This is a genomic window from Streptomyces sp. CB00455 (assembly GCF_001905445.1).
Classification (GTDB): Bacteria; Actinomycetota; Actinomycetes; order Streptomycetales; family Streptomycetaceae; genus Streptomyces.
This window is the reverse complement of the sequence record NZ_LIVQ01000016.1, coordinates 1-16,375: the sequence shown is the minus strand read 5'-3', so window position 1 is coordinate 16,375 and position 16,375 is coordinate 1. Positions and strand designations below refer to the sequence as shown.

10 protein-coding genes are annotated in these 16,375 nt (G+C 68.4%); 6 read left to right on the top strand and 4 right to left on the bottom strand.

Features of this window, described 5'->3' with window-relative positions; all coding sequences use genetic code 11:
- Positions 1 to 91: 91 nt before the first annotated feature.
- On the bottom strand, positions 92 to 562 hold the full coding sequence (locus AMK16_RS33390; RefSeq protein ID WP_073921096.1) for a lamin tail domain-containing protein: 471 nt from the start codon (positions 560 to 562) through the stop codon (positions 92 to 94).
- An 867-nt stretch (positions 563 to 1,429) separates the two neighbouring features.
- Here AMK16_RS33390 and AMK16_RS38700 point away from each other — a divergent pair.
- Both AMK16_RS38700 and AMK16_RS38695 read left to right on the top strand, forming a co-directional pair.
- Positions 1,430 to 1,909, top strand: coding sequence for a hypothetical protein (locus AMK16_RS38700; RefSeq protein WP_443333634.1), 480 nt, complete (start codon positions 1,430 to 1,432; stop codon positions 1,907 to 1,909).
- Between the two features lie 23 nt (positions 1,910 to 1,932).
- Positions 1,933 to 2,298: a hypothetical protein gene (locus AMK16_RS38695; RefSeq protein ID WP_443333633.1), complete on the top strand. Its 366-nt coding sequence runs from the start codon at positions 1,933 to 1,935 to the stop codon at positions 2,296 to 2,298.
- On the opposite strand, the gene AMK16_RS33380 is transcribed toward AMK16_RS38695, so the two are convergent.
- Both AMK16_RS33380 and AMK16_RS33375 read right to left on the bottom strand, forming a co-directional pair.
- Positions 2,237 to 2,641: a hypothetical protein gene (locus AMK16_RS33380; RefSeq protein ID WP_073921095.1), complete on the bottom strand. Its 405-nt coding sequence runs from the start codon at positions 2,639 to 2,641 to the stop codon at positions 2,237 to 2,239. The genes AMK16_RS38695 and AMK16_RS33380 overlap by 62 nt on opposite strands.
- A 64-nt stretch (positions 2,642 to 2,705) precedes the next feature.
- Positions 2,706 to 9,530, bottom strand: coding sequence for a ricin-type beta-trefoil lectin domain protein (locus AMK16_RS33375; protein ID WP_242439048.1), 6,825 nt, complete (start codon positions 9,528 to 9,530; stop codon positions 2,706 to 2,708).
- A 667-nt stretch (positions 9,531 to 10,197) separates the two neighbouring features.
- Here AMK16_RS33375 and AMK16_RS33370 point away from each other — a divergent pair.
- A complete protein-coding gene (locus AMK16_RS33370) occupies positions 10,198 to 13,197 on the top strand; it encodes an FG-GAP-like repeat-containing protein (protein WP_073921094.1) in 3,000 nt (999 codons plus the stop codon).
- 336 nt (positions 13,198 to 13,533) lie between these two features.
- Here AMK16_RS33370 and AMK16_RS36470 read toward each other — a convergent pair whose 3' ends face one another.
- Positions 13,534 to 13,986 (bottom strand): DUF4344 domain-containing metallopeptidase, encoded by a 453-nt coding sequence (locus tag AMK16_RS36470; protein ID WP_073921093.1) that lies wholly within the window; start codon positions 13,984 to 13,986, stop codon positions 13,534 to 13,536.
- On the opposite strand from AMK16_RS36470, the gene AMK16_RS36465 reads away from it, so the two are divergent.
- The 3 genes from AMK16_RS36465 to AMK16_RS33350 all read left to right on the top strand — a co-directional run.
- The gene (locus AMK16_RS36465; RefSeq protein ID WP_073921092.1) at positions 13,978 to 14,238 is read left to right on the top strand and encodes a hypothetical protein; all 261 of its coding nucleotides are present in this window, start codon (positions 13,978 to 13,980) and stop codon (positions 14,236 to 14,238) included. The two genes, AMK16_RS36470 and AMK16_RS36465, sit on opposite strands and share 9 nt — an antisense overlap.
- Positions 14,228 to 15,358: a GNAT family N-acetyltransferase gene (locus tag AMK16_RS33355; RefSeq protein WP_079191905.1), complete on the top strand. Its 1,131-nt coding sequence runs from the start codon at positions 14,228 to 14,230 to the stop codon at positions 15,356 to 15,358. The genes AMK16_RS36465 and AMK16_RS33355 overlap by 11 nt, the downstream gene beginning before the upstream one ends.
- Positions 15,355 to 16,375: MFS transporter (locus AMK16_RS33350; protein ID WP_073921090.1), on the top strand; the 1,021-nt coding region annotated here is incomplete at its 3' end. The genes AMK16_RS33355 and AMK16_RS33350, both read left to right, overlap by 4 nt.

Genomic DNA, 16,375 nt, shown 5'->3' with positions numbered 1-16,375 from the left:
CGGTCAGCTACTGGTTGCCGTGCGGTTCGGCCGCGGAGTCATGTCACGCAAGTTCCGCGGATAGGGTGCCGGGCCTGCGGCTGGTTGGAGGTTAGCGGCGGCGTCCCCAGGTCTCGGTGTCGATGGTGCGGCCGCGGTCGTCGCGCAGGGTGGCGGTGTCGCCGTGGTTGTCCCAGACGTAGTCGCGGCGGTCCTGGAAGAGGTCGGTGCGGGTGTCGCGGCCGTTGCCGGTGTGGATACGGATGGTGGCGCGGCCGCCGATGCGGACGTTGTCGAAGCGGTAGCGGTTGCCGTCGTCATCGCGCAGGGTCCAGCCGCGGAGGTTGATGGTGTCGCGGGTGGTGTTGGTGATCTCCAGCCACTCGTTGTTCAGGGACCGGTTGGAGCGGTCGTCGCGTCCGGGGCTGTCGGCCTGGACCCGGCTGATCTCCACCCGCGGGTGCCGCTGGTGGTGGCGGTCGCCGTCGTGAGCGGCCGCTGGCAGCGCGGCGGCGGAGACGAGGGCGCCGGCCGTCAGGAGGGTGGCGGCGATACGGCGTACGGAGGAAGAAGCAGAGGACATGGGTGGCGCTCCCTCAAGAACAGCGCTCCACCAGCCGAAACAGGGCGGTGAAGGCACTTTCGGATTCGGCCCGAAGTGAGCCGAGGGCCACACTCTCGACCCGACACGACCCCCGGCGCAGCCCCGCCGACGGCGGTTACCAGACGTGGACATATCCGTCACTGTCGCCTGCGCGATGCACGTATTCCGCCCGAACGTGCCCCTGACATTCACTGACCGCTACACGCATCCGTCCCCCGAACCGGACAGGAGGGTCGGCATGCTCCGGCGCACCACCGGGCGCACTCCCGCGCCGCCTCACCCGCCCGGACCAGTGGATCAAGTAACAGCCGTTCTTGCCGAATTCTTCGCACGTAAATCCGTAATCGGAACATGTTTCCTGTCCTGCGGCAGACCTTCGCCCGCCCGGAACCGCGGAAGCCCGACGCCAGCAGGGTGGTCTCAGCTGTCCTGTGCGGTCAGAAGGAGCACCGGGGCCTTGGAGCGGGTGGTCCCGAGCCGGTGGCCACCGCCTCGGCGGACACGCCGCCGTCACACAGCGCGCTGGCCGCCTCCCGCCCGACCCCGGAGGCGATCCGCTCCAACACACCGACGGCGCGGAGCGCGGCCAGCGGCGCGTCCGCGGCTGTGGCGGTCAGCTGCTCGGTGATCTCGACCAGGAGGGCGGCCAGCCGGGCAGCGGTACCGCCTTGTCGCGGACGAGGGACAGGTGGGCGTTCCAGTCCGCGAGCGGTCCAGTCGGGTCGAGGTCCGCCTCGTACAGCGGCCGGTCGCCGATCGCATCCCAGTCCAGCGGATATTCGGTCCGGGCTCCACGTCGTCACCGATCTCGCCGAAGCACAGCAGCGGGTCGACGCGATCGCCGCCATGCGTGCTGAACTGCCCGTCGGGATCGACGGCGTAGTGATCAAGATGAACGACACGGCAGAGCAGGCGACGGCCGGGTTCGGCTTTCGCTTCCCTCACTGGGCCATCGCGGTCAAGCTCGCGGCGGTCGAGCGACAGACCGTGCTGGAGGACGTCGTGTGGGAGGTCGGCCGCACCGGGGTCCTCGCCCCTACCGCGATTCTCGCCCCGGTCGAGATCGACGGCTCCACCGTCACCCGGGCCACGCTGCACAACCCCGCCGACATCCGGCGCCGGGACCTCCACCTTGGCGACACCGTGACGGCCTACAAGGCCGGCGACATCATCCCCCGCGTGCAGGGGGCCGTGGTGCAGCTGCGCCCGGCGGGGGCGCTGGAGGTGCCGCTGCCCGAGGTCTGCCCCAACTGTGGCGGGGAATCAACAAGACGCAGGAACGCTGGCGATGCGCGCAAGGAACCGCGTGCGCGCTCCCGGCGCTGATCGGGTACGCCGCCGGACGCGAGATGCTCGACATCGACGGCCTCGGCAAGACGTACGTGGCGACCCTGGCCGAGTCCGGTGACGTCACCGACGTCGCCGATCTATTCACCCTGACTGCCGAGCAGCTCACCACGGCGTCCGGCAGCGCCAAGCGGGCCGCCAAACTCGCCGACCAGATCGAGGCCGCCAAGAAGCTCCACCTCAGCCGGATCTTCTGTTCCCTGGGCGTCCTGGGCACCGGGCGCAGCATGTCCCGCCGCATCGCCCGGCACTTCCGAGACATGAAGGACATCCGCCAGGCCGCCACCGGTGTCCGGGAAAAATCGCTCATCCGTCCAAGCTGCGCGGCTCTTCGTAGCCGTTCGCGAGGAACAGGGCCTTGGACATGAGGCCGAGAGTCTCCTTGGAAAGGTTCTCGCAGTTGTAGCGGAGCGAGATGGGGTAGTCCCCGCACAGGCTGAGGATGAAGCACAGGACGGCGATGTCCTCACCCCACTCGCCGAGCGCACCCGCGTCAATGGCCGCGTCGACGCGCTTGACGTCGAATCCGGCCCACACCGTGCCGTCTTCCTGGACCCCGCCGTCGACGTACGGCCGCAGTCGCGGATCCTGGAGCCAGACACCGTGGTGTTCCAGCAGCCAGACGCCCGCTTCCAGGGCCCACAGGCCGCTCGTGCCCGCCTGCAGGGCCTGGAGGAATTCGGCAGAAGAACTCTGAGAAAAATCGATCATTCGACCATGATATACGGCCGGGGCAGAGGGAATTTCCCCCTGCCCCGGCCGATATGTCGATGCATCAGCGCGGTCTGTACGACTTCTTGACGAAGTCAGCAATCCGCTGGGCCGTGGTGGCGGGCACCGTGCCCCCGAGCGCGGGGTACGGGTTTCCGGCCATCGGCGTCCGGAAGGCGCCGGCCTTCCCGAGGCCCCTTACCTGGGTCTTCAGATAGGGGCCCTTGTGGACCAGATCCTTGTGGTTGTAATTCTTGTCTCCCACTTCGTAGAAGACCATGACCTCCGGGTCGTTCGGGAAGAAGAACCGCACTCCCCTTCCGCCCATCGCGGCCGTGCTCGGCATCGGCGCGGACGACATCCCCGCCTTCTCCGCAAGTGCGGCGATGTAGGGGAACCGCTGCCCGCGCATGTGCTCGGGATCCAGGAGCATGGCGAGTGCGGCGGCCGCCGAGAGTCCCGCTGCGGCGCTGGCCGGCTCCTGTATTGCCAACTCGTTGTCGATGGTGACACGGAGCTCGAAGTCCTCGACGGACGTGGCGGCCGGCCGTTCCTTCGGGCATTCCTCCGGCGCTCCGGCACAGAACTCGTTCCAGAACACCTCGCTCATGTTCTGAAGGGCAAGGTCCGGGTGATTACCTGGGGCAAAAAGATTCGTCTTCGACTGAATCTTCTTGATCGCCGCCTTCCAGGCCTTCTTGCCCTTTTCAGAAAGCAGCTCCGGCGGCTGAGCCCGGATGGTCAGCTTGGTGGTCGCGCCGTGGGAGGACGAGTCGCCGTGGTAGTAGTACTCGATCTTCCCGTCTTCGTCGTAGCAGCCCTCGGTGGTGCAGCCGGGCCCGTGGTCCGGAGTCCAGGCGCTGTTGTCGTTGTTGGCGCTGCAGCCGTCGCAGAAGAGGCCCGACGGGTCGGAACCGGTGATCGGGTTGCCGTTGGCGTAGGTGTACCCGTTCATCTGGAGCGGGTCGGCCATGTCGATCACGGGATCGACGGAGATGAAGCGGCCGGTGGCCGGTTCGTATTCGCGTGCGCCGATGTGGGTCAGGCCCGTGGCGGTGTCGTCGTTGCCGGTGCCGAGGAAGGTGCGGCTGCCGGGCCAGTTGTCGGTGACGGCGCCGCGCTGGTTGCCGTACGGGTCGAGCTTGCGGCGGGTGACGCGCTGCCCGGTCGTGGCCTCGACCGCGATGGTAGCGGTGTTGTGGTGGTCGGCCAGCAGGACCGTCAGCTTGTGGCCGGTGTTCTTGCCGTTGGTTTGACGGGTGGTGGTGACGCCGCCGGGGCCGCTGTAGTAGCGGATGGCGTCGATGGCCTGGCCGGCCTTGTTGACGGTGATCTCGGCTTCGCCGAGGTGCAGGGTGCGAGAGCTGCCGGTTTCCTCGATGAGGCGGTTGCCCTCGGCGTCGTAGATGTAGGTGGTGGTGTTGTCGGCCGGTGTCCACTGCTGGTTGGTGCCATTGTTGCAGGCGTAGACCAGGAGGTCCGTGCCGTCCGCGTCGTTGCCGTTCGGGACGTCGACGCAGGCGTCGGCGGCCGCGTTGTAGAGGGTCTTGTCGGCAGGACGGCGGACGAACTTCTGCTCGGGCCCGCCGTTGCACGTGGCCAGGACTGCCTTGCCGCCCTGGGCGGCCAGGCACTTGTCCAGCGCACGCACGGTGTCGCCGCTCAGCTTCCACTGCTGTGCCCTGGACTCGTTGCACGGCCACAGCTGGATGGCCGTGCCGTCCGCGGTCGCACCCCCGGCCACGTCGAGGCACTTGCCCGAGAGGCCCGTGATCGTCACGGCGCCGATGCCGGGGCTGCTCGCCGAGGTGAGCTTGTTGCGGCGGTCCCAGGTCAGGGACTGGGTGTCGGCGTCGATCTTTCGGCTCGTGGTGTTGCCGGAGGAGTCGTACGCGTAGGTGGACAGGGAGTTGGCCGTGGACGTGGCCGTCCGGACGGTCTTCTCCGCCTTGGACAGGGCGTGGGGCTTCGTCTTGACCGGGGGCTGGCCGCCGGCCGAGACGTCGACGCCGTAGGTGTAGTTCGTCTCGTCGTCGAGCGCGCCGTTGGCCAGGTCGCGGTTGATCAGCTTGGTGCGGTTGCCGATCTTGTCGAACTGGTACTCCTGCCAGTAGCCGTCCCCGTCCGGGCCGGCGGTGACATCGGCCGGCGACGGCCCGGTGCACGCGGCGGTCGTGCCCGTCCACGCCTTTCTAAGCTGGCCCACCGCGTCGTACGCGTAGCACTGCCGGTCGACCTTGCCGCCGACCTGCGTGTCCGTGACGGAGGTCGGGTTGCCGATCGCGTCGTAGGTGTAGGAGATCGCCGAGATGCGGTTCGGACTGGCCGTCTCGCGGTCGCTGATCGCCTGGGACAGCAGACCGGTCGACGGGTCGTAGAGGTTCGTCGACCACACCCGGTTCGGGGCCTTGCCCGACGTGGTTCGCAGCACCTCGCCGAACGGGCTGTACACGGCCTCGGCGGTGTACCAGGAAAGACCCGACACGGTCTGGGTCATGCCGTCGGCGTTGTAACGCGTGATCAGCTTTTCGGCTGCCAGGCCACCCGGGAGGGCCGGCAGGGAGGTCGACTGGATCTGGCCCGTGGGCGTATAGGCCGTGCTGTAGGCGTAGGTGCCGGCGAGGCCCTTCGCGGCGGGCACGTCCGGGATCGTGATCTTCGTACCGGTCGCCCGGTACTCGGCGTCGTAGCCGGTCACCTCACTCTTGAACGCGGCGCCGCCCTCGTACCGGGTGGCCGCGACGGGCTGGCCCCTCCCGCTGGCCAGCGTGTCATAGGTCCAGGACGCCACCAGGGGGCCGTCCGCAGCGTCGTCGCGCAACTCGGTCCTGCGGCCGAGCACGTCGTACGTGGTGTGCTGCGCCCGTCCCGACGAGTCCTTGGACCACACCGTGCGGCCGAGGACGTCGTAGCCGAAGGAGGCCTTGCCCATGTCGGGGTCGTCGGACGAGACCATGTGGCCGCGAGCGTCGTAGGCATACGACCACTTGTTGCCGGCCGGGTCGGAGACCTGGGCGAGCTTGCCCTTCGCGTCGAACGCGTAGGAGGTGTCGTTCCAGGTGGTGAGGTCCGTCGCGGTGTACTGCTGCACCAGCGTGGTGCGGCCCAGTGCGTCCGTCCACGTCTTGGAAGCGCGGCTGCCCGCCAGCGGAGCGGAACCGTCTGCGGACATTCCCGTCCGCGTTAGGGTCCAGTCGCCCTCGTAGCGCGTGACGGTCGAGCTCTTCGCCACGTCGGCGTGGAGCTCCGTGGTGCGGACGGGGCGGCCGGTGCCGTCGTAGGCCGTCTTCGTGGAGTTCGGAACGTGGAAGACGGTCTCCGGGACGAAGATGTCCTGGCCCGGGGCGCCCTCGGCGTAGTAGCCGTTGTTGGTCCGGCTGACCGTGCCGCTCGCACTGTGGAAGGTGTCGGTGACCAGGCGTCCGCCGCCCAGGGCGTCGGTCTGGGTTTGGCGCGGGCGCAGCAGTCCGTCGGAGATCTCGATCGTGGTGGCGTAGGTGCCGTTGTCGCGCAGGGTGCGCGACACCACGGTGGGAGGCTCGTGCTCGGAGATCTGGTAGTCGAAGGTGAGCGCCGCCTTGTCGGTGGCCGGCTTCTGCGAGGCCGTCCAGACCGCGGTGCTGCGGCCCAGTTCGTCGTAGGCCAGCGTGGTCTTGCGGTTGTTGGCGTCGGCGACCTCCAGGGGGAGGCCGCGGGCGGGGTCGACCTTGGTGGTCTGTGTGTGCCCGGCCTCGTTGGTGACCGTGGTGCTGAACACCGGGCCGGTGGCGGGGGTGTAGGCCGTCGTCTTGGCCTGGCCCGCTGCGTTGATGAGCTTGGTGGGGCGGCCCAGCGCGTCGTACTCGGTGCGCCGGTCGTTGATCCAGCCCGTGCCCGCCTCGTCGTTGGTGTCGACCTGGAAGGTGAGTCCCTTGACGGGGGCGGTGCCGAAGGCGTTCAGGGCGTCGTAGGAGGTACGGGTGTCCGAGATCAGGGCGCCTGTCGCGGCCTGCGCGCAGTCACCGACGGTCGCCCGCATCCGCTGGGGCAGACCCACCAGGTTCTTCGCCGCGTTCTCGACGTAGGTGGTGGTGGCGCACGTTGCCGCCACGGTGGTCCAGCCCGTGCCGTTCGAGGTGAACGCCTCGTTCTGCATGGTGAGCGGGAGGCCGTTGGCGGGATCGAAGGTGCCCTTGGTCCGGATCAGGTTCGTCCGGCCTCCGCTGATCGACTGGTAGGCGTCGGATCGGATGGTGCCCGTACGGAAGGCCTCCAGCGGCGTGGTGTCGACGCGGGGACGGGTCGCGGTCTTCTGGTTCCAAGGCCAGGTGACCGTGCGCTCGACGACGCTGCCGCCGGTCTTGGAGTACGTGATGGTCTCAGCCGTCTGCCCCTGGTAGACGGGCAGGTCCTCGCCCAGCTCCTCCGTGCCGGTGGAGTCCTTGATCGTGATCTTGGGCCGCCCGGCGTCGCCGGACATGCCCCGGAAGTACCAGGTCCGGCTCTGGGACTGTTCGGTCGCGTCGGCCTGGCCCGCGTTGGCGGTCACGCCGCGCTGCGTCACTACGGAGGCGTAGCCGCGCCACTGGCTGTAGGTGCGCAGCTCGGGCTTGAGGAACTCGTCGTCGTCCTTGGCCCAGGCCGCGTTGCCTTCGTAGGTGTAGCTGGTGGTGACGTCGGGCTGGCGCGCGACGCGGTCCTTCTCGACGACCTTGTCGACGACGTACTTGTTGAACCACTCGATCGGAGGCGTCTCCAGCTCACCGTCCGGGGACCAGTGGACCGGGTAGCAGCGGGTCGTGTTCTCCTCAGGCTTCGGGTGAGTGGTGCCGACCGCGCACGGAGCGGAGTAGTCGACGTACGTCTCACCACCGGTCTCGTTGCGGATGGTCTCCACGCGGAGGCGGTCGAAGTCGGGGGTCGCGTCGGTGGCGCTCTTCGCGACGCGGTTCGGCATGTCCTGGACGTTGGCCACGAAGGACACCGGCGGCAGCGGAACGCTGAGCTGGTTACCGTTGGCGTCCTTCGCAGTCCCGTAGCCGGTGCGGGTGATCGACTCGAGCCACAGCGGCGGGTGGGTGTCCGTGCGCTGTTTGGGGAAGGACTGGGTGAGAGTCCACCGGTCCACGAGGGACAGGCCAGTGGAGCCCTCGGTGCGCTGGCCGTAGGTGGTGACCGCGGTCAGCCGCTTGCGGGTCCAGAAGGTGGGCGAGGTGACGTAGCAGTCTTTGTCGGCCTTGCAGTGAAGGGTGGACGGGGTGTCCCACCACGGCTGCTTGTCCGCGAAGTTCTTCGACTCGAACTCGGTGTCCGAGCAGTCCGTCGAGCCTTCCTTGACACAGCGCTCGCTGACGGTGAACTCGATCTTGCCGGCCGGCGCGCCGGTCAGGTTGGTGGCACGCAGGCCGTACACGATCTGAGTGGGATAGCCGCCCCGTGTGTAGGAGACCTTCTCCTTGAACTTCTCGTTCTTGGCGTAGTGGTTGGTCTCCTTCGCCCAGTCGACGACGACCGCGTTGCCGTGGACGTCCTCGACGTAGTCGAGGTTCCAGCGCCAGCCCTGGGTGCAGGACGATGCCGCGTACGAGGTCTGGTAGCACGGCTCGCCGGGGTGGTTGCCGAACACGGGAACGGAGAAGACGGAATTCGTCACTGCGCGGGTGCCGGCGCCGTCGACGTCGTGGCGGCCGAAGAAGTAGCGCGTTCCGTCGCGGGTGGTGACCACCCAGTACTCGCCGTCCTTGGCGCCGTTGGCAACGGCGGCATCCGTCTTCTGCTCGACCTTGGCGCCGTCGTCGTTCGCGGGGATCCACTTGCCGGTGGTGGCGTCGCGGACGAGCTCAGTGGTGGCGCCGCCGAGCGACATGACGACGTTGTCGCCGGACCAGCAGAGGTCGCTCTTCTTCTTGTCCGTGATGTTGTCGTTGTTCGGCGCGCTCGGGGCGGCCTTGCGGTCGTCGGAACAGGTGCGGTACCTGCGCTCGATGAAGCCGGGCTCGTACGACCACCCGTCACCGATCCATGACGCCTGACCGTTCGCGACGGAGGTCTTGCCGTCCACCGTCTGCGAGGAGTAGCTGAAGGCGACCTTGGGGGCCGGACCCGCCGGGGGGGCCGGAACCGTGAGCGGGTAGCTCCAGGAGAACCCGCCGCCGCTGCCGCCCGCTGTCCAGGAACCGGACGGCTGCAGGGGCGTGGCCTTGTAGGTACCACCCGCGCCGGAGGCGCCGTCGGAGGCTGCCAGCACCATCGGCCCGCCTCCGCCGACCGCCATCGTGCGCAGGCCCTGCCCGGGCGCATTTGCGGGGTCGACGGTGGCGCGGACCGTGCCGGTGGCCGGGTCGTTCGTGCTCGGGACCTCCTTGGAGACCGAGCACTCGGGGAGTTCCGGGGTGGTCAGGAAGCACTCGGGGAGCTGCTTGAGCACCAGGCGGGTGGCCCATTCCGTGCCGTAGAGGTCCTCGAACTTCTGGTAGTCCAGCTGGATGTCGACGGGCGTGACCCCGTCGACCGGCGGGGTCACCTTGATGAGCGCGCCGTCGACGTTGGCCGCCTCGGTCGCGATACGTGTCTCGACCGCCACCGACCAGGTGCCCGACGGTGCGGGCGGTGTCGGGTTCGCCTCCGTGGGCGAGGCCTTGCCGATGCTGACCGGCAGAGTGCCCGCCTGGACGAGTTGGTCACCGGAGAGCGCGACACTGGCCGACCCACCGGCCGGCGGGGTGATCTTCGACGGTTCGTACTCGGCCGGAGGCTGGACGGGAACCCCGGACCAGCCTTGGAGCTTGGCCGCCTCGGCCTCGTCGAGTTTGGCCTTGGCATCCTGCTGGAGGCCCGGCAGCTGGACGCCACTGCGGTCACCCGGTGGTGCTGCCCAGGCCTGGATGGGCAAGAGAGTTGCGACCAGCACCACCGACAAGGTGATGCCGGTGCGCCCGGCGAGGCGCGCGCTATCGGCGCGCGTCCTCCTGTTTCCGGGCAGGCGGAAATTGCGCGCCGACAACGGCGACATGCGGACCCCCCACGATCTGCCTCCGCGGACTAGCGGGCGGAGCCAGGAAACTGACAAATAGCCAGCTGATTGTGCGGCCGGGGTGGCTGAAAATCTACAAACCAGTAACTGATGTGGCCTTTGTCACTTACAGGCTTCAGAGCTCGGTGCAATCGGCGCAAACCACGACCAAATGGCCACTCAGGTTATGTTCCCAAGGGGTGGCGATTCGCCCGGATGGTTCATGCTCTGCTCGCGCCTTCCGTGTGAATGGCCAGCCGGGAGCGACCTTCCGGGTTCGGGGCCGATGGCCGAAAGACATTTGTGAGCGCCGAGGGCTGTGGAAGCACGGGCCCGAGGGGGGAGAAGTACAACCATGGCTGTCAGTGAGTCGGTGGAACCGAGACCGCCAACACCCACTACAGAAGCAGCAGTTGCCGTGCCCAATCGCCCTTGGTTCAGGCGCCGGAAGGCCATGGGCGGTCTCGCCGCTCTGCTTGCGGTGGCTGTGGCGGTGCCGGTGGGTGGGCGGCTGGGTGGGTACGGGGAGCCCCAGAAGAAGGCTTCCGATGAAGCCCATGGCCGAATGACTGCCGCGCAGGCGCGGAAGTTGGCCGCTGAGCGGGGCAAGGACGTCGAGGTCTCCGCGGAGCGGAACGCAAACACCACGACGTGGGCGCAGCCCGATGGTCTGTTCAAGAAGCAGATCTCCAGCTCTGCCGTCCGGGCCAAGGTCGGTGACGAGTGGAAGCCGGTCGATACCGATCTGCAGCAGGTGGAGGGCGGGTTCGCCGCGAAGGCGGTGAACGGTGCCGTCGTGTTCAGCGCGGGTACTCCCGGTGCTGGGCGGTCTTCGCGTGGTGGGGTGCGTTCGGCGTTGACGGCGGATGTGCCTGGTCAGGTGTGGACCGAGCTGGTGCGGCTGAACGTTGACGGGCATGACATGTCGGTGAGCTGGCCCGGCGTGCTGCCGGCGCCGGTGATCGATGGTCCGCGTGCGCTGTATGAGAATGTCCGGCCGGGTGTCGATCTGATGATGACGGCGCAGGACGGTGGCTATTCGCACCTGCTCGTCGTGAAGGACAAGCAGGCCGCCGCTGATCCGCTGCTCGCGGAGCTGAACTACCGCCTGGCCTCGCCCGATCTGCAGTTCCAGCTCGACGCCGAATCCGGTGCGCTTTCCGCCCGGGACGCAAAGGGCGAGGAGGTGGCGGGTTCTCCGTCGCCTCTGATGTGGGATTCCTCCGGCAAGGTCGCCACCACCGATGATGTGCCGGCGTGGAAGCCTTCGGCGGCAGCGAAGAAGCACCCCACCCTGGGCCTGGCCGGCCTGGCCGGCGCCGAGCGCGCGCACCTGTCGGTGGCCGCCGCGTCGTTCAAGGACGGCACCCTGTCCCTGAAGCCCGACGCCGGGCTCTTGAACGCCGCGGAAACGGTCTATCCGGTGTTCGTCGACCCTTCGTTCAAGGGTCACAAGCATTCGTGGTCGCTGCTCTACAAGACGGCCGGTAATTCCAGCTTCTACAACGGCCAGAATTACAACGCGTCGGGCACGAACGAGGCCCGTGTCGGTTACGAATCGGATTCCGGCGGCACCTCCCGCTCGGTGTTCAATTTCTACTTCGGCTCCGAGCTGCACGGGGCGGGTATCCAGTCGGCTTCCGTGCGCGCCCTGCAGACCTATTCGTGGTCGTGCAGCCAGAAGGCCATGGACATCTACTCCACGCCGTGGGTTTCCTCGTCGTCGACGTGGAACAACACGACCGGCTGGTGGGGCAACAAGGTCTCCACCGAGATGGCCGGCTACGGCTACAACTCCACCTGCCCCGACAACTGGGTCGCCCCCGACATCAAGGGTCTGGTCACCCAGGCCGCCGGCGCCAACTGGGGCGCATTGTCCCTCGGTTTCAAGGCGCCCAATGAGTCGGACTCGTACTATTGGAAGAAGCTCCTCGCCAACGGTGAGAGCGCCCCGTACATCGAGGTCGTCTACAACACCCGCCCCGACATCCCCGTCGCCGCGAACATGAACACCTCCCCCGGCGGCCCCTGCCTGACCAGCAGCCCAGGTACCAGCATCGGCAAGACCGACGTGTCCTTCCAGGTCAAGGGCACCGACCGGGACGGCAACCTCAAGCAGGTCCAGATCGAGGTCTGGGACGCAGCCTCCGGGGCGGACATTGCCAACGAATGGCTGTGGCCCAACAGCGACGGCGTGGTCACCAAGTCTGTTCCCTGGGCGTCCTTCACCTCCGGCCGCAAATACTTCTGGCTATCGCGCACCACGGACTGGGACGGCTTTGGATCCGCCGGCTCCGGTCCGGCCGACTCCGGTGGCGGCGGATGGTGCACCTTCACCATCGACCACACCGCCCCAGCCAACCCGACCGTCCGCTCCACGCACTTCCCCGCCCCGGGCCCGGACGGCGCCCAGTGGTCGCTGGCGCCGGCTTCCACCCCGGACCAGGTCCTCGAGTTCCTCGGCAACGGCACCCCCGCCACCAGCGTCCGCGAGTACCAGTGGTCCCTGAACCGGACCACCTACGACCAGAAGGCCACCCCCACCGCCGGTGACCTGGCCTCCATCAAGATCCAGGTCGACACCGCAGGCCCCAACGTCCTGTACGTACGCACCGTCAACACGGCCGGGAACATCTCCGTCCCCACCGAATACCTCTTCTACGTCTCCCCACGCGCAGGCACCGACAAGCCCGGTGACGTCACCGGCGACGGATTCCCCGACCTCCTCGCCGTCGACAAGGACGGCAACCTGCGCACCTACGCAGGTGACCGCAACGGTGACACCGACGCGTTCATCCCCGGCGCCGTCGACAACGGCAAGCCCGTCGCCCCCGGTCACTTCAAGGACGCGGCCTCCACGATCCCGGCCTTGGTCGGACACGCCACCGACTGGCACCCCGGCGACGGCATCACCGACATGATCGCCCGGATGCCCGACGGGAAGCTGTACATCTACCCCGGCACCGGCACCGGCCAGTTCGACGCCGGCCGCCGCATCGAAATGCAGCTCCCCGCCTCCGCACCCGACCCGGCGACGTTCCGGCAGATCGTGGTCACCGAGGACGTCGACGGCGACGGCCTGCCCGACTTGTTCGCACTCGACGCCGACGGCTTCTGGGCGTTCTCCGGCTACACCGGCTCCAGCTTCGCCTCCTACCGCAAGATGGCTACCGGCTGGGCCGCCCGCGACATCGTCGGCGTCCGGGACATCTCCGGGGACAACATCCCCGACCTCCTCTTCCGCGACAACGCCAACGCCAACCGCACCATGGCCCTGCGCAAGGGCAAGGCAGGCGTCAACGGCGGAGCCGACCTCACCTCCCTCCAGTTCGCGGCCAACGCGGAGGGCGGCGTCGACTACACCTACGCCACCACCGCCTGGACCCGCGCCGCCTGGCCCAAGGTCCTGGGCACCGAGGACACCACCGGCGACGGCATCCCCGACATCTGGGGCGTCCAGGCCTCCGACGGAAACCAGTACTACTTCCGAGGCGGCACCACCACCTACGGAGAAGCCAGCGGACGCGACGAAGACGGCTGGAACACTTTCCTCACCATCGGATAGCTACTTGGTGCACGAAGCCCGGCCAGGAGACCATTCCTCGGCCGGGCTTCGGCGTACCCGGGGATCAACGACGAAGGAGCGGGATCAGGTCTCGGGTCCAGGCGTCGCGGGCGGCGGTCCAGGTGGCGGCGCAGTGGGTTCGGGGCGGGGTGGCGAGTTCCGGGTGGCGGTGGGGGCCTCGCCGTGGACCGCGCAGCGGTGGGATTCGGCGCGGGTGGCCGGTGGGGCGTGTTCATACGCAGGGTCCGGGGTGGGGTCGGCGGCGGCCGCGAAGTCGTAGGCGCGGGCGGCCGTGAGGAGGGTGTCCTCGCCCTCCGGGTGGCCACGTCAGCAGCATCAGCTGGGACGGTCGGCGGCGTCCTCTTCGGCGCGGTCGCCTGCCTCGGGGAGGTCCAGCGCATCGCGGAGGGCGTGGCCAGCCTCGTGGTAGAGGGTTTCGCGGACGCTGTCGGCGAGGTCCTCGTCCGGGTTGGTCCGGGACTCCGCGTGCTCGAACAGTTCGCGTTCCTCGGCGAGGTCCTCGTAGCAGAGGTCGATGCGGCGCGCCTCCGGGTCGTAGGCGGTGCCTTCCCCGGAGCAGGAGCGGGCGACGACGGTGACGCGGTGCGGGAGGTCGACGTACGCGTTGAGGTCGGCGAGCACGAAATCGGCGATCTGCCAGTTCCGCAGGAAGCGGTGGCCGGTCCGGTCTGCGGCCGTCGCGGGTTCTTCGTAGCGCAGCGGCTCGACGGTGCGGTGGTATACCAGGACCGCGCTGATGAGCAGCCCGGCCGCTTGGGCGTGTATCAAAACGTACGCAACGTCTGGCTGATCAACCGGCGGCCCGGTCCCGGCCGGGAGGACGGGTGGCAGCAGCGCATCGAATCGCTGCCCACCTTCGTCGCCCTGACCACGAAGGTCGTCCCCGGGCAGACGGTGCCGCTCACCGTGGACCTGCCGTCGGCACCGGGTTTCGTGTCCCTGGCGGGCGGGCTCGCCGAGGTCGAACGCGACCACCGGCTCCTTCGCGAGATGGAAGGAGGGGGACTGTATGTCGGCTGAGCCACTACGAGTGGAAATCCTGGACCGGCTTGACGAGAACGACCGTCGGGCGTGGGATCAACTGGCAGCCCCGAAGTCGTTCTACGCGGGGACACGCTGGCTGGAGTTCCAGCGCGAGCAGGAGCAGGGCGGACGCGTTCACCACGTGTGCGTCCGCTCCGGCGACCGCTTGGTCGGTGCCGTCGCGGTGTTCGTCGTGGACCGGCCCAGCAGCGGCAACTACCATCCCGGCAAGCTCTTCCCCGACGCGGCGGACCAGGGCGATCGGCCGGTCACCCTGGTCGGCAGCTCCCGCGGTTTCTACAGCGGCCCGCTGCTCTCCGACGACCGGGCGCTGGAGCCACTGCTGGACGCGGTGCAGGACATCGCCGACACGCACAGCGACGGGCTCGCCTGGTGGCTCTACGCCACCTCGGCGGACGCGGCCCTGCTCGCCCGCCGCAGCGGTGTCACCCCGCGCCTGCTCAACGGCGAGTGCGTCATCCCCCTGCCCGGCAGCGGTTTCGAGGACTACCTCGAAGGCCTGATCAGCAGCAGAAGGAAGCGGATCCGTCGCGACCTGCGCGAGTTCGAGTCAGCCGGTCTGCGTCTGAGCCGAGCGCGACTGTCCGACGAATACCAGCGGTGCGGTGCGCTCCTGGCGGCGACCCAGCAGAAGTACGGCGTGCAGGCATCGGCCGATGCCATGACGCTTTGGCTGGAACAGCTCAGCCGTGCCGCGCGGGATACCGGTCGGCTGCACCTGTGCATGAACGCGGAAGAGCAGCCGATCGGTTTCTCCCTGATCTTCATCGAGGGACAGACGACTTACACGCGCGCCATCGGATTCGACTACGAGCGGGCGCCGCACGTGGGCGAGTACTTCCAGCTGAGCTGCTATCAGCCGATCCGCGACGCATACGCCGACGGTGCGACGGCCTTGCACCTGGGCGCCGGCGCCTACCAGGCCAAGGCGCGGCGTGGCGCCGTCGTCCACCCAATGTGGGCCGTCCCGACCCGGCCCGGCGCCTGGGATGCCACGGCTACCAAGGCGTACAACACCGGGCAGGCCGAGGCGCTGCGTGCCGAGCTGCCCGGTGAGGACCTGGAGTGGACCCACGACAGCGAAGGCTGGCTGTGAAGGGCCTCCGTTCGATGATCCCGCCGTCGCGCAACGGACGTATCCTCGCGATCGGCGGCACCGTCGACTCCCTGGGATCCGGCTTGTTCCTCGCGGCCTCCACGCTGTACTTCGTGCAGGTCGTCGGGCTGCCGATGGTCGCGGTGGGCGCGGCGCTCGGCATCGGCAGCGTCTGCGGTCTGCTCAGTCCGGTACCGATGGGCCGGCTCGCCGACCGGATCGGTGCCAACCGGGTGTTCATCGGGCTACTGGTGATTCGCGGGTTCGGATACGCGGGCTACGCACTGGTCGACGGCTATCCGGCCTACCTCGGGCTGACCTGCCTGCTCGCTGCCGCGGACGCGGCCAGCGGCCCGCTGTTCCAAGCGGTGATCGGCGACGTGGTGCCAGCCGAGGAACGCAGCGTGACCATGACGTCGATCCGGGCCATTCGCAACATCGGACTCAGCGTCGGATTCCTCCTGGCCGGAGGCGTCCAAGCACTGCACTGGACACCGGCGTTCCAGATCCTGTTCGCCGTCAACGGCGTGTCGTTCATCGCCACAGGCCTGGCGATCCGGCGCGTGCGCGTTACGGCGACGGCCCGTAAGGCCGATGCCGATGGGGTGGGCGATTCCGCCGCGGAAATTCCCGCGCCCTACCGTGACAAGAGGTTCGTCGGGCTCGTCGTGGCGAATGCGTTCGCGATGCTGCACGACTCCGTCATGTTCGTACTGCTGCCGCTGTGGGTGGTCAAGGTACTGGACCTGCCGCCCTCGCTCTCTTCGGTGCTACTGGCCGTCAACACCGTCCAGACCGCGCTCTTCCAAGGCTACCTCGGCCGGGCCGTACAGGGACTCGACCGCTCCGTTCGCACCACTCGCCTCGCCTGCGGACTGCTTGTTCTGACCTGTGCTCTCTTCGCCGCGGCAGCCGTCGTCGGGGGAACGCTGGCAGTGACCGGCGCTGTGGCCGGAGTCATGGTCCTGACACTCGCGGAGAATCTGCTCGTCGCGGCGAGCTGGGAGCTGTCCTACG